This is a genomic window from Bacillus sp. FDAARGOS_527, assembly GCF_003812125.1.
Classification (GTDB): domain Bacteria; phylum Bacillota; class Bacilli; order Bacillales; family Bacillaceae_G; genus Bacillus_A; species Bacillus_A paranthracis.
This window is the reverse complement of record NZ_CP033795.1, coordinates 2,744,773-2,758,827: the sequence shown is the minus strand read 5'-3', so window position 1 is coordinate 2,758,827 and position 14,055 is coordinate 2,744,773. Positions and strand designations below refer to the sequence as shown.

The window sequence follows — 14,055 nt, the reverse complement described above, 5'->3', positions numbered from 1 at the left end:
CAGGAAATGAAATAAAGGAGAAGAATTATGGATTACGTGTTAATAGGTGTAATTTTATTATTATTAGCTGCAGTATTCGTGCTGTTTTATAAAAATAAACAGTTAGAATCAGAGAGTCAGCAAGCGGAATTTGAAAAAAAACAAGCAATTGAAACGTACGAAAATGAAATTGCAGCTACGGTTACAGAACATAAAGAGCAGCAAAATACATTAAAAAATATAGAACAGAAAAAATATAATGATTTACAAATAAGTGCAGCGAGAGAACTTGAAAATATGCGCATGATGAAAAATCAATTAGCTGTGCAACATAGTAAAGAACGCAGTGAAATGCAAGAAAAACATAGTAACGAAATACATATGTTTCAAAAGTTAATTGCAGATTTGCGAGAGTATACGAAAAATGGAGCCGAAGTGAGTACACACGAAACATTACAGTATATGAAGCGTGGCTTCGTAGAGCAAGGCATAATACTAGATAATGAATTTCATATTATGCCGAATGTTTTTATGAGAAATCAGCATGGAAGAAATGATTTTCGAATTCATCATCTTGTTTTAAGTAAAACGGGTATGTATGTACTTGAAACGAAAGAATGGACAGGGAAATTAATTCATGGCTTAACGAAAGAAAATGCTAGTACATATTCATTTATGATTGATGAAATTGGCAAGTATCAACAAGAGATAGAGAAAGAAGAGACGTTTGAATATATTACAGGTGAAGATTCATTAACGATACAAGTGAAAAATGAAGGGAACCCAGTATATAGAGCGAAGAAACTATCTCATATTCTATACAATTGTTTGAAAGAAATGCAAGTTGATATTGTAAAGGAAAACATAAATCCGATTGTATATTTTTATAATGAGAATGGGAAAGAAGTGTTAGATCTTTCTGAAGAAAAAACGGCGAGATTAAAAGATAGAGAGCAACTTGTATCGTTTTTCAGAAATGAATTCTTAACGGGGAAAGTAATATATACAGGTCAAGAGTTAGAAAAACTTCGAGAAACCATTAATCGAATGAATTATATAATGAATTAAAAAGAGGTGGGCTTTCTGAGTGCTATATTAAGGGGTATTTTGTATGTTTATATTTGTTTGTATATACTCATGTATCTTGCTCTTATGTTTATTATTGGTATGGCTCATACGTCATTAAGTGTAACGAGCATTTTTATAATAGTCATGCCATTTGTTTTATTAGTTATGATTCAAAAGTCGATCTTATATGTTGCTAAAAATCGTAATGAAGAAAAGAAGCAAATGTCGGGAGTATTAATAGTAGCACTTATTCCGTTAGTAGTATGTACTGCACAATTAAGTATGAATACGTACACTTCCAAGTTTAACCAAGATCGGTGGTTACACGCTGAAGATAAACGGGTACATATGGTAGATGATCTATTGCAAAAATATAAATTAACAGGAAAATCAAATGAAGAAATTACACAATTATTAGGAATGCCTACTGAAACGAGAAATGAAGAAAACGGGGTTATCACTTCGTACTATCTTGGAACTGAACGTGGCTTTATTCCCATAGATAGTGAACATCTTGTTTTACAATTTGATAGAGATGGTAAAGTTTTGGAATATAAGGTGCATACCGATTAAAGAACCGTAGAGAGAAGCTATATATTATAGCTTCTTTTTTATATTCCAATATAGTAAATGTAGGCAAATAGTAGTCATTCCTATCTATACGAATTGGAATGAGTCTGTTATATTGTAAATGGTTATGTTGCTTAATAGTTTAGTAGATAATCTATATTTTGGTTGAGGAGGGGAATTTTAACACGAATTTAATGATATGCGTGTTAAGTAGTATGATGAAAAAAGGATTTCATAATGTTTTAGCTGCATCAATTGTATTTAGTATGGTAACGATTCCAAATTATTCCTATGCTAATGAACTTGGAAAAACTGTTACAGTTTCATCTGAAGAACAAGCTTTAAAAAGTATTGAAAACCATATGAAAGATGAAGATGGTCGAGGGGAAGATAAAGGAGTAAGAAGTGAAGTGCAAGGTGAGTTTCTTGTACATATAGTGAAAGAAGTACCTTTATACGATTCTAGTAATTTTCAAAAAGAGACAGGGATTCGTATTTCGAATCAAGTCGTAAAAGCTGAGAAGAGAAAAGGAAACGCTTACTATGTTCAAACTTCATCGGGAACGGGATGGATACAAAATAGTGATGGAAATGTAGAGGTTAAAGAAATTCACCCGTTATTAAGTGAAAAGTTAGTTATTAATGAAGAAAGCTCTACTTACTCTGAACCATTTACTTCATACAAAGAAGAAAATGTACTGGAGCCGCAAACTATTCAAGCAATTGGACAGGCGGGAGAATGGTTCCAAGTAAAAATAAATAATGAGATGAAATGGATTCATTCACCTTCAGCAAAATTTGAAGGAATAAAAGCTTCACTTATACAAGATGCAGCACCAACACGTACAAAACGTGCAGCAGCTATGTATGCTGCGCCAATAGAAGAGAAAACAACGGATATTTATGGTGTACCTTTAAAAGAAATGATTGTACCAAAAGGAAATGAAAATATTCGTCCAGGTTATGCGATGAACCCGAAGTATATTACGATTCATGAGACCGATAATTATAATGTTGGGGCAAATGCTAGAAACCATGCGATATATTTATATAACCAAGCAACGGGAACGGAAGATCGTTCAGCGTCGTGGCACTTTACGGTAGATGATAAAGAGATTTATCAGCATCTCCCACTAAATGAAAATGCTTGGCATGCTGGAGATGGAGCTGAAGGAACTGGGAATCGAGAATCAATTGCGATTGAAATTGCTGTAAACGAAGATGGTGATTATAATAAAGCTGTTGAAAATGCTCGTAAACTAGCAGCTTATTTAATGGGAGAATTAAATATTCCTTTAGAAAATGTGAAAAAACATCAATTTTGGAGTGGGAAGATTTGTCCAGCCATTATGATTAAAAATAATGGGTGGGAACCATTCTTGCAAGGAACGAAAGTTTATTATGATGCGAACCATAAAGATGATATAACGGGTGGTTGGTATGAAGCAGACATTCGTGAATTAGATAAGCGCGGTATTATGGTTGGAGATGGAAAAGGTTCTTATTGGCCAGAGCGCCTTGTGACACGTGGTGAATTTGCAAATTTAATATCAAGATCATTGCAGCTACCTGAAGGATCATCGAATTTTAATGACTTAAATACAGCACATCCATCGCTAATAGATGGTATTAATCGTGCAGCAAGTGCTGGGATAATAAGTGGTAGAGGAAATGGTATATTTGCTCCAAACGATACGATTAAACGAGATGAAGCTGTTATCATGATTGACCGTGCACTGCAATATAAAAAAATTAAAGGTAACTTAGTCTCGTTACCATTTTCAGATCAAGATTTAGCATATGATAAACAAGCTGTACAACGTGTTTATGGATTAGGTATTGTAAAAGGAAATGAAAATAATGAATTTATGCCGAAAGGTTCTGCAACGCGTGGAGAATCGGCAGCATTTATTAATAGAATGTTAAAAGTAATAGAAAGTAAATAATGAAAAAGCATTCGCGATTGCGAGTGCTTTTTTTATTTTTCAATACGTTACGGAAGGGAGAGAAGGGTTTTGAAGGGAATAAGGAATGAAAGCGGAGGTGATGCATATATATAGATGCGTTAAGTTGTTTTTTGCATATTGTATAAATGAAAAGGAGGTAAGACGGTGAAAGCTATACCGACTGATGTCCTGAGTAAAGAATTGATGGAAAGAGAAGGCGTTATATCTATTACAGTAAAGGAATTTGAAAAAATCGAAGTAGCTGGAGTAGTAGTCGCTGGCCCCGCGGTTATTTTGATTAATCAAGATTAAGTACATAGTATTGAAATAAAAAGTATCCTAGATGGATGCTTTTTATTTGTGTAGAAGAAAGAATATGGTGGATAATTGCCTTACTGGAGGGAGAGTATGTGGCAATTATTATAACGATGTTAGTAATGGGGATTTTATTAGGGTTTGTTGGAGCTGGGGGAGCCGGGTTTATTATCGCGATACTCACTTTAGTATTCCATATTCCTATTCACGTTGCACTTGCAACGTCTTTAACTGCTATGGCATTTACGACATTATCTGGGGTTATAAGTCATTATCGTGAAGGAAATGTAGTACTTACTATAGGCGGGATTGTTGGGGGATGTGGAGCGCTTGGTTCTTATATCGGTTCAAAAATTGGTTCACTTATACCAGGACATCTTCTTCATTGGTTTACAGCTGGGATGTTATTTTTATCTGCAATTTTTATGTTTATTAAATTAATTAAGTTTCAAAATAGGGAAGAGTTACTTTTAGCAGAGATTAAAGATTTTTCGAAAGAGAACATAATGAAATGTATATGTCTTGGATTAGTCACTGGAATGATGGCTGGTTCATTTGGGATTGGTTCTGCACCATTTATTCAACTTGGATTAATGGTTCTATTAGGATTGACGATTCAGCAATCTGTAGGAACAACAATGCTTGTTATATTGCCCATTGCGATTGGGGGTGGTTTAGGGTATAGTTCAGAAGGGTATCTAGATTATATATTATTATTGCAAGTATTAATTGGGACGATGCTAGGAGCTTATATCGGTGCGAAGTTTACAAATTATGCACCACGTATGCTTTTAAAGTTTTCAATGATTATGACACCAGTTTTCGCTGGATGTATGTTATTAATGGGATAAAAATAATATAGCAAACTAATATGTTTTACGAATGAATTATGTAAGTAATTCATATTTCCCATATAAAAGGATTTGCTTTAATATAATGAGTGTAAAGTTCGAGTATTCGAAGTACTACTTGAATTATATCCCTATCCCTTTTCTAAAAATGCGAACAAGTTTTGCCCTATTCTATTCAATATTTAATTGTATAGAAATATATTGTTCGATGACCATTATGGAACGTACATAATGGGAAAATCCCGATCCTTAAAGAGGATGCCCCTAATCTTCATGTGAAAATATGATCGGATATGAAAGCTGACCAATTTATGGTCAGCTTTCTTTTTGTTCAAAAACTATTTCTTCTTTAATTTCAGTTTGTAATAATAAAGCTTTTCCGAAACGACGTTTACATTCTGCACGCACTTTTTCAATGGCTAGTAGCTGAGTGGTAGCAGGAACTGTGACGATAGCTTGGCGAGGTTGTCGATTTTCTTCACAAAAGACACATTCCACAACATATTTAAAAATCATGCTTTCATCCTTCCGTTTTTAATTTTTAAGAAGGAACTGCCTATGAAGTTGATGTAAATTTTCGTCATTGTTTTCCTTTTTTCCTCTTTTTTCAAGGAGAAAATAAAAAGGAGACGAATAGTAGTAGGGGAGGGATGTATATGGAAAGATGGATAGGTTGTGCAGCAGTATGTGTAAATGAAAGAAATGAGGTTTTAATGGTATTGCAAGGACAAAAGGGTGAAGAAAAAAGGTGGTCCGTCCCAAGTGGAGGACTTGAAAAAGGAGAAACATTAGAGGAATGTTGTATCCGAGAAGTTTGGGAAGAAACAGGTTACAATGTGGAGGTTGTAAGTAAAATATACGAAAAAGAAGGGATTACATATGGGGTTCCTGTATACGTTCATTATTATGTCGTAAAAAAAATAGGCGGTAGTATGAAAATCCAAGATCCTGATGAGTTAATACATGAAATTGCTTGGAAGAGGATAGATGAAATGAAGGAATTAACGTTATCTTTCCCGGAGGATTATGAGATTTTAAACAAATACATAAATAAAAAAGCGAGTGTGTAAACACTTGCTTTTTCAATGTATCCACGATAAGAAAAGCGGAACGATAACTAAACTAGCTCCTGCAGTTAAAAGCATAGATAAACTTGCAATCGTTCCTTCTACAGGACCGATTTCGAATGCTTTTGATGTGCCGGTTCCATTTGCGCTCGTTCCTAACATAATACCTTTTGCAATTGCTGTTTTAATACGGCATATACGAATGAGAGAAGGTCCGAGCAATGCTCCTGTTAACGCAGTTAAAACAACAAATACTGCTGTTAATTGTGACATACCACCAATCATTTCTGAAATGGCCATTGCAATTGGCGTCGTTACAATATGAGGTGCTAAACTATGTTCTAACGATGAATCAATTTGAAAATAATTTGCTAGTAGTGCTGAAGTAATAACTGATAGAAACGAACCGACAATGACATTAAGTAAAATAGCTATCCCATGTTTCTTAAGTAAATCAAAGTATTTATAGATTGGCCATGCAAAAGCAACTGTTGCAGGTTTTAATAATTCTGTTAACCAGTGGCCTCCAGTTTCATACGTTTCATAAGATGTGTCTAGTCCGAGTAATAACGCGATTAAAATAATAGGACATACGAGAAGAGGAGAAAGTAAGCTCCAATTCCAGCGTTGATACATTTTCTTCGATATCCAATATGTGAATAGTGTTAATAGTAAACAAAGAAAGCCGATCATTGCACGGATCCTTTCCGCTTTAGTAGCAATTCTGTTAAGAGTCCTGTAACGAGAGTGACACAAAGTGTACTAATCATAATAATTAAGATGAGATCGATTCCATATTGTGATAGTGTATCTTTGTAGCGTATGACAGCGACTGCAGAAGGAATGAAAAATAAAATAAGTTCTTTTAATAAAAAGTCTGCACCGTCTTGTATCCACTCTTTTTTCACTAGGTTAAATTTTAATGAAATTAATAATAAAAAAATACCGATAATACTTCCTGGAACTGGGAGGTGTGCCTGTTTTGCAATCCATTCACCTGTCCAAGCGAAACAAAATAATAGTAAAATTTGTCCGCTTAATTTCCACCATTTCATACAGTAACCACCTCTTTCTTTTTTTACATAAAAATTGTAAAAAAGAATTAACAATTTCTACTATACGTTCATTCAAAAAATTTGTCTAATATATAAATTATATGTTATTAATATATTAGACGTATTAATTGAAATGGAAAAGGGTGTCCAAAATGGAATTACGGCATTTGCAATATTTTGTTGTAGTGGCAGAGGAGTTACACTTTGGACGAGCGGCTGCTCGTTTACAAATGACACAACCACCGCTTAGTCAACAAATTCAGCAATTAGAAAAAGAAATGGGAGTTATGTTATTTTCAAGAACGAAGAGAAAGGTTGAATTAACAGAAGCTGGAGAAATGTTTTTGAAAGAAGTAAAAAAAGCGTTCGAACAAATTGAAAAAGCGGTAGAAATTGCACAAAGTGCCCAAAGGGGAGAAGTGGGCTCACTTTCAATTGGTTTTGTAGGTGCGGCGATATATGATATTTTACCATCTATCGTAAGGGAGTATAGAAAGAAATTTCCGAGGGTGTCTGTTGCATTACATGAATTATCTACTCCAGATCAAGTGCATGCACTTCATGATAATCGAATTGATATTGGATTTTTGCGTCCACCAATCCCAACACAATTATTAGAGTTAGAGCCAATACAAAAACTATCCTGTACTTTATGTTTACCGAAGGCTCATCCACTTGCAGAGAAAGATGAAATACATATAGAAGATTTACGGGATGAACCGTTTGTATTTATTACGAGACCAGTATGGCCAGCGTTATACGATACAATTTTATCACTTTGCCGCGACGTCGGGTTTAGTCCGCGTATCGTACAAGAAGCGACGGAATATCAAACAGTTATGGGACTTGTAGCAGCAGGGATTGGAATTACAGTAATACCGGTATCGGCAAATAAATTATATAAAACGGAAGTTGTATATAAAGAGCTATATGATTCTAATTTTGTTGCGGAAATGTCAGTCGCTTACAAAAAAATGAATAGCAATCCAGAGCTTTTAGAGTTTTTAAAAATTGCAAGAGAGAAGAAAAGAATAGAAGTTGAGGATGAGATTAATTAAGTTATTGAAAAATACACCTCGTTAAACACTAAAGCGGAAATGTAATTGCATTTCCGCTTTAGTGTTCTTTTTTAGTTCTATACGAAAGAGATAAACATGTTCATTTTTGTTTTCTAGGACTAAAGACTTAGAGAAAATTCCGATTGTAGTGCGATGTTTAAAATGTCATATTTTTATACACTAGTAGTATAGAATGCGTATGTAATAAGGTAGGGGAAGAATTTTATGTCTTTATGTCGGTTAGCGAGAAAAAATATAAGAACATTTGCTGCCAAAAGGAAGAAGCAATTTATGTGGATTGCTATGAGTATTATGATTTTGTTTTTTATGATATCGCTACAATTTAATGAAGTAGTTGCTGGGGAATTAGGGACTACACTTTTATTTCAAATGTGTTTTTACACGTTGTTTATCGTAGTCATTTTCATATGTACGTTTATTACATATAAAATGACTTATTCTCTTTTGCAAGCGAGGAAAGAAGAAATTAAATCTTATGTAGCAGAGAATAGGAAGAGAAATGATGTACTATGTTTATTATGTCAGGAGCAATTATTTATTTATGGAGCAGCGTTTGTTTTTGGATTAGTTAATGGGATGTTATTTTTAAAATTATTTACGATTATCTTTATGAAAATAACAGGAATACAAGGGATAAATAGTGCACCGATTACAATATATGCAATAGTAGTAGTGAGTATAATTATGATTGTTATTCTTCTATTATCGATGGTGCAATGTATTCGATTTGTTCAAAGTTTACAAGATGAAAATTCATTTCAGTTTAAAGAAAAGGCATGAGAAATCATGCCTTTTTCCATTTTACACATAAAAATAATCATGTTACAGTGTAAAGACCTGACAAAGAATGGGAAGGAAAGGTTGTATAGCATGACAAATGAACAATCAATTGTAAAGGTCGAGCGGTTAACGAAGCGAATCGGTTCAAAGACACTTGTAGAAAATATTAGTTTCGAAGTTAAAAAAGGTGAAGTAGTTGGTTTGCTTGGACCAAATGGTGCTGGAAAAACGACTTTAATGAGAATGATGGTCGGCATGATTCGTATGACAGAGGGCGAAGTTTGGATTGATGGTCAATCTGTAAAACAGCAATTTGAAAGTACTGCCTCGAAAATTGGAGCGGTAATTGAGACACCGGAATTTTATCCGTTTTTGAGTGGCTATGAGAATTTAACATATTTCGGACGCATGAATGGTAACGTTACAGAAGAACGTATCGATGAAGTAGTGAAACTGCTAGGTATGGGACAAGTCATTGATCGCAAAGTAAAAGCATATTCACTCGGCATGAGACAACGTTTAGGAATTGCCCAAGCGCTTATTCATGATCCAGATGTATTAATATTAGACGAACCAACGAATGGATTAGACCCTAGTGGAATACATGAAATGAGAATGTACATAAAGAAAATTGCACATGAACAAGGAAAAGCGGTACTGGTATCTAGTCACTTACTTTCGGAAGTTGAATTAATGTGTGATAGAGTTATCATTATTCAGCACGGAGAATATGTCGCGACGCAAAATATTCAGCATAATCAAAGTGAAGAGATGGAGACAATCCGTATACGCGTAGATGATGCGAATAAAGCGGCAGAAATGTTAGACCAAGATGTTTTAATAAAAGGTAATGATTTACTTATTCATGTAAAAGATGAAGAAATCCCAAATGTTATTCGTACATTGCTTGAGAAAAACATTCAAGTGTATCGTGTATATGAAGAAAGAAAAACGTTAGAAGAGCAATTTTTAGAATTAACAGGGGGAAAAGATATTGTTTAATTTAGTGTATAACGAATTGTATAAAATATTTAAGCGAAAGCGAACGATTATTCCATTTGCAGTTATTGCAGTATTAATAATCGGATTAGGATGGGTTACTGTAAAGTATTTGGAGCCGGAAACAAAAGGATGGAAAGCTGATTATACAGAACGAACTGTAGAAATTGAGAAAAAGCTAGGTATGGAAAAAGGAGCAATTTTAGCGGAACGATCTGGGGATGAGCTTGTAAAGGAATATCAGCTTAAGATGAAGCATTTAGATACAGATACAGCACCGGCAAGTAGTTCTCCACTTTCTTTCATGAGAGATACAGGCTTTATCGTATTTCCAATATTACTTCCGTTTATCCTCGTGTATGCAAGTACAATTTTTGCGAATGAATATAGCTGGGGAACATATAAATTTTTAACAATACGACCAGCGAGTCGCTTTAAAATTTTGACAGCTAAGTTTTTAGCAATTGTCATATTTGCAGCGTTATTGTTTATATTTAATATGATTTTTTCCATTTTATGTGGGCTTGTTATTTATAAATTCCAGCAGCCTGCATGGAGCGAGTTTATTTTCCAAGATGGAAATATTATAAAACAAAATATTTTTGTAGAAGCTAGTAAGTATTATATTTTATCGTGGTTGCCGACGATTGTGTACGCAGCGTTTGCATTTATGATTTCTGTGCTAACAAGATCTAGCGGAGGCGCGATTGGTATTTCACTATTTCTCGCTTTATCAGGAAACATCGCATTACTAGCAGCAACTAGATATGATTGGGCGAAATATTTATTGCCAGCAAACACAGATTTATATAGTATTGCAAAGAATGGAAGCTTTATTGATGGAGTAACGTTCCCGTTTGCATCATGTATGTTATTACTGTATTTATTTGTATTTTTAATCATTTCCTATACAGTATTTTTAAAACGTGATTTAACTTAAAAAAGGAGCCGTTAAATATGTCTTAACGGCTCCTTTTTTATGCAAATTGTTTAAGTGCCCTTTCAGCTAGCAAAGCGAAGTATTCTGCACTTATAGGTAATGCTCGCTCATCTACTGTAAAGCTTGGATGATGCCATTCATGTGTACCACTCGTTCCCATAAAGACGAATGATCCTGGTATGTGTTGTTGATAAAAAGAGAAATCTTCGCCAGCCATGGAAGGAGTAGGGGTAATCACGTCTAGTGACATTTCCTGTGCAGTTTGTGTACATAAATGAGTAAGACTTTCATCATTATGGACGGCAGGAGGACCTGAATGAAAATGGAATTCTGTTTTTACACCTAGTGCATCAGAAACGCCCTTAATGATACGTTCCATTAAGGCTGGAATTTTTTCGCGTGTTTCAGCTTGGAAAGTACGAACAGTACCTTCTAATATTGCTTTTTCAGGAATAACGTTCCACGTATTTCCTGAGTGGATGTTTGTGACACTAACGACGGCATTATGTGAAGAACTTATATTTCGGCTTACAATAGTTTGGAGTGCCATCACAATTTGAGAAGATGCGACAATAGGGTCTACCCCAGCATCTGGTACAGCTGCATGTGTACCAACTCCGTGAATTTTAATTTCAAATCGATCAACTCCGGCCATAAGTGGACCATCTTTAATACCGATTGTACCTACTGGTAAATCAGGTTTGTTATGCATACCGAAAATAGCTTGTACGCCATGTAAATGCCCAGCTTCAATAACTTTGCAAGCGCCATTACTACTCTCTTCAGCTGGCTGGAATATAAAGCGAACAGTTCCATTTAGGGAAGGTTCCCTTTCTTTTAATAAATAAGCTGCACCTATAATAGCAGCTGTATGAAAATCATGCCCACAAGCGTGCATTTTTCCATGGATTTTTGAAGCGTAGGATAAATTTGTTTCTTCCTGAATAGGAAGGGCATCAATATCAGCACGGATTGCTATAAGCGGTCCGTTACGATTCCCCGAAATTTCAGCAATAACGCCCGTTTCTAAATTAGAATTTATAATCGTAATGTTTTTCTCTTCCAACCAATTCTTTATAGCTTTCGTCGTTTCAAATTCTTCGTATGATAGTTCTGGATGCTCATGTAAATTTCGACGAATAGAAATTAGCGTCTCAGTTAATTGCTCTAGATTTGCTGCCACTTATAATGCCTTCTTTCTTAAATAAAGTATTTACATTAAGTATACAATATTAAAAGAGAGGATTCTCAAATGAAAATCCCCTCTCGTTTATGCTGCCAATTTTTTGTGTGTATGATGTTTACGATAACGTCCACGCATTGCATAAGCAATTTGCGGGATTGCAATCCCGATTAAAATAAGTGATACACCGAACCATTGTGAAGATAGTACAGCTTCTTTTAAAACGAATACAGACATAATTGTTGTAACTGGTAGTTCCGCAGCGCCAAGAATAGTCGCTAAGCCAGAACCAATCTTTGGAATACCAATTGTAAAGGCGATAGAAGGAATGACGATACTGAATGTTCCTAAACCTAAACCGTATTTCCAAAGTCCTTCAGAAATTGCACCGTTAAAAATAAATGTTGGAGGGAATACGATCATTACTAAAGTTAAAGCACCAGCCATTAAAAGAACACCGCGTGGTAATGAAGGTACTTCAACAGCAACTTTTCCGCTCACGAAAATGTATGTTGCAAATGTAACAGCAGATAATAGGCCTAATATAATTCCAGTCGTATCGAAATCACCTGCTGATTTTTCTAGTAAACCACTTGATAAAAATGTACCTGCAAGTAAGAAAATAACAGAAATAACTTTTTCTCTTGAAGGTAAAGTTTTTGTTGCGACTGCTTCAATAATAATTCCGACCCAAACGAATTGGAATAAAAGTATAATGGCGATAGATGCTGGTACAGTTTTTAATGAAGCATAATAAAAAATTCCAGTGAAACTTGCAGATGTACCTGCAACGAATAAAATTAAAGCTTGTTTTAATGGAACACGATGTCTAGAAAATAGAAGTGTAATAGCAAGCAAAATAATCCAACCGAACAAATATTGGCTGCCAATTACCTCTCCAAGTGAAAATCCTTCTGCATATGCAAGTTTAACGAAAATAGCTAAAATTCCATAACTACACGCTCCTAATAAAACTAAAAGAGAATAACGAAGCATGAAATATTCCTCCCATCTATATGAAATTGTTCCGTAACGGACATATATAACTAGAGGGAAGTATACAAAATTAAAAATGAAGGGTCAAATAAAAGAAAAGTGTGACATTTTATAGAATAATAATAAAAGTATGATATTTATGCATAATCTTGAAATTAGTAATAATAGAAGTATTGTAAAATCAAGTTTGTATTGTATAAAGACAGCATTTGAAAAAAATATTTTTTAATCAATATGTATATAAACGTACGAATAACATGCTAATCATTTGAGAAACTATATTACCTTTGTTATGTTAATAACATTAGAGAGGTTTTGTAGTGTAATTGAGATTTTTCTATATAAATAGAAGGAAATGAAAACGTTTTTTCAGAAAAAGTGTGAAAGGGTAGTTTTTCTTATTATCATGTTGGAAAAGTAATTTCACGAATTGTTCATAGTATTTTTATATGTTTTTGCTACAATATGTAAGGAGAGGAGTGGAATAATGCAAGATATTAGTATTTTTTTAGCGTTTGGTGCTGGGTTTTTATCATTTATTTCCCCATGTTGCTTACCGCTTTATCCGGCATTTTTATCGTACATAACAGGTATGTCGGTTTCTGAGTTGAAAGAAGAAAATGCAATGCTTCGCAAAAGAAGTATGATACATACAGCGTTTTTCTTACTTGGATTTTCAATTATATTTATTGCAATTGGATTTGGTACAAGTTTTATTGGAGGCATCTTTACAAATTATAAAGATTTAATTAGACAGTTAGGTGGTATATTTATCATCGTGTTCGGTCTTATTATTGTCGGTGTGTTTAAGCCGAAGTTTTTAATGCAAGATCGTAAATTCACGTTTAAAAATCGTCCGAGTGGTTATTTTGGATCTGTTTTAATTGGGTTGGCATTTGCTGCAGGGTGGACGCCTTGTACAGGACCTATTTTAGTGTCTGTAATCGGATTAGCAGCAACAAATCCAGAATCAGCAATGATTTATATGATTGCATACATACTTGGATTCGCTATTCCGTTCTTCGTGCTATCATTCTTTATTACGAAAATGTCTTGGATTAAAAGAAATAGTATGAAGTTCATGAAAATCGGGGGATACATTATGATTATCATGGGTATCTTCTTATACTTTAACTGGATGACAAAAATTATCGTATATTTCTCAAGTTTATTTGGTGGTTTTACGGGTTTTTAGTATTATTCTGTGAAAATGTTGGAAATACTAAC

At 34.3% G+C, this 14,055-nt stretch carries 16 protein-coding genes and 1 pseudogene; 12 read left to right on the top strand and 5 right to left on the bottom strand.

Annotation, left to right across the window (positions count from 1 at the left end):
* Window positions 1–27 precede the first annotated feature (27 nt).
* The 5 genes from EGX95_RS16750 to EGX95_RS16730 all read left to right on the top strand — a co-directional run bounded on the left by EGX95_RS16750 (window position 28) and on the right by EGX95_RS16730 (window position 4,729).
* Entirely contained in the window at window positions 28–1,047 is a 1,020-nt protein-coding gene (locus EGX95_RS16750) for a nuclease-related domain-containing protein (RefSeq protein WP_000386799.1), read from the top strand.
* Between the two features lie 6 nt (window positions 1,048–1,053).
* The gene (locus EGX95_RS16745; protein WP_014297940.1) at window positions 1,054–1,620 is read left to right on the top strand and encodes a hypothetical protein; all 567 of its coding nucleotides are present in this window, start codon (window positions 1,054–1,056) and stop codon (window positions 1,618–1,620) included.
* A 215-nt stretch (window positions 1,621–1,835) separates the two neighbouring features.
* Window positions 1,836–3,563, top strand: coding sequence for an S-layer homology domain-containing protein (locus tag EGX95_RS16740; RefSeq protein WP_002080739.1), 1,728 nt, complete (start codon window positions 1,836–1,838; stop codon window positions 3,561–3,563).
* Window positions 3,564–3,728: 165 nt separating this feature from the next.
* Window positions 3,729–3,875 carry a BC1881 family protein gene (locus EGX95_RS16735; protein ID WP_000644411.1) on the top strand — a complete coding sequence of 49 codons (147 nt, stop codon included), beginning with the start codon at window positions 3,729–3,731 and terminating at the stop codon, window positions 3,873–3,875.
* A gap of 98 nt (window positions 3,876–3,973) precedes the next feature.
* Entirely contained in the window at window positions 3,974–4,729 is a 756-nt protein-coding gene (locus EGX95_RS16730; protein ID WP_000974648.1) for a sulfite exporter TauE/SafE family protein, read from the top strand.
* Between the two features lie 315 nt (window positions 4,730–5,044).
* Here the strand turns inward: EGX95_RS16730 and EGX95_RS16725 are convergent, their stop codons facing one another.
* Window positions 5,045–5,245, bottom strand: a complete 201-nt coding sequence (locus EGX95_RS16725; protein WP_000576450.1) for a DUF3903 domain-containing protein — start codon at window positions 5,243–5,245, stop codon at window positions 5,045–5,047.
* 140 nt (window positions 5,246–5,385) lie between these two features.
* On the opposite strand from EGX95_RS16725, the gene EGX95_RS16720 reads away from it, so the two are divergent.
* Window positions 5,386–5,799 (top strand): NUDIX hydrolase, encoded by a 414-nt coding sequence (locus EGX95_RS16720; RefSeq protein ID WP_000442971.1) that lies wholly within the window; start codon window positions 5,386–5,388, stop codon window positions 5,797–5,799.
* Between the two features lie 12 nt (window positions 5,800–5,811).
* Here EGX95_RS16720 and EGX95_RS16715 read toward each other — a convergent pair whose 3' ends face one another.
* Both EGX95_RS16715 and EGX95_RS16710 read right to left on the bottom strand, forming a co-directional pair.
* On the bottom strand, window positions 5,812–6,489 hold the full coding sequence (locus tag EGX95_RS16715) for an LrgB family protein (RefSeq protein WP_000578957.1): 678 nt from the start codon (window positions 6,487–6,489) through the stop codon (window positions 5,812–5,814).
* The gene (locus tag EGX95_RS16710; RefSeq protein ID WP_000872364.1) at window positions 6,486–6,851 is read right to left on the bottom strand and encodes a CidA/LrgA family holin-like protein; all 366 of its coding nucleotides are present in this window, start codon (window positions 6,849–6,851) and stop codon (window positions 6,486–6,488) included. The genes EGX95_RS16715 and EGX95_RS16710 overlap by 4 nt, the downstream gene beginning before the upstream one ends.
* A 152-nt stretch (window positions 6,852–7,003) precedes the next feature.
* On the opposite strand from EGX95_RS16710, the gene alsR reads away from it, so the two are divergent.
* The 4 genes from alsR to EGX95_RS16685 all read left to right on the top strand — a co-directional run bounded on the left by alsR (window position 7,004) and on the right by EGX95_RS16685 (window position 10,649).
* Window positions 7,004–7,909: an acetoin biosynthesis transcriptional regulator AlsR gene (alsR, locus tag EGX95_RS16705; RefSeq protein ID WP_000423223.1), complete on the top strand. Its 906-nt coding sequence runs from the start codon at window positions 7,004–7,006 to the stop codon at window positions 7,907–7,909.
* Between the two features lie 225 nt (window positions 7,910–8,134).
* Window positions 8,135–8,710, top strand: a complete 576-nt coding sequence (locus EGX95_RS16695) for an FtsX-like permease family protein (protein ID WP_000050604.1) — start codon at window positions 8,135–8,137, stop codon at window positions 8,708–8,710.
* 90 nt (window positions 8,711–8,800) lie between these two features.
* A complete protein-coding gene (locus tag EGX95_RS16690; protein ID WP_000180642.1) occupies window positions 8,801–9,712 on the top strand; it encodes an ABC transporter ATP-binding protein in 912 nt (303 codons plus the stop codon).
* Complete coding sequence (locus tag EGX95_RS16685; protein WP_000482769.1) at window positions 9,705–10,649, top strand: ABC transporter permease; 945 nt, start codon at window positions 9,705–9,707, stop codon at window positions 10,647–10,649. The genes EGX95_RS16690 and EGX95_RS16685 overlap by 8 nt, the downstream gene beginning before the upstream one ends.
* A gap of 37 nt (window positions 10,650–10,686) precedes the next feature.
* Here EGX95_RS16685 and EGX95_RS16680 read toward each other — a convergent pair whose 3' ends face one another.
* Both EGX95_RS16680 and EGX95_RS16675 read right to left on the bottom strand, forming a co-directional pair.
* Window positions 10,687–11,832, bottom strand: coding sequence for a M20 peptidase aminoacylase family protein (locus EGX95_RS16680; RefSeq protein WP_000729803.1), 1,146 nt, complete (start codon window positions 11,830–11,832; stop codon window positions 10,687–10,689).
* 87 nt (window positions 11,833–11,919) lie between these two features.
* Complete coding sequence (locus EGX95_RS16675; protein WP_000947030.1) at window positions 11,920–12,828, bottom strand: EamA family transporter; 909 nt, start codon at window positions 12,826–12,828, stop codon at window positions 11,920–11,922.
* Between the two features lie 326 nt (window positions 12,829–13,154).
* On the opposite strand from EGX95_RS16675, the pseudogene EGX95_RS31065 reads away from it, so the two are divergent.
* Window positions 13,155–13,299, top strand: a pseudogene (locus EGX95_RS31065) (peptidase T).
* 16 nt (window positions 13,300–13,315) lie between these two features.
* Window positions 13,316–14,023 (top strand): cytochrome c-type biogenesis protein CcdA, encoded by a 708-nt coding sequence (gene ccdA / locus EGX95_RS16665; protein WP_001152681.1) that lies wholly within the window; start codon window positions 13,316–13,318, stop codon window positions 14,021–14,023.
* Window positions 14,024–14,055 lie beyond the last annotated feature (32 nt).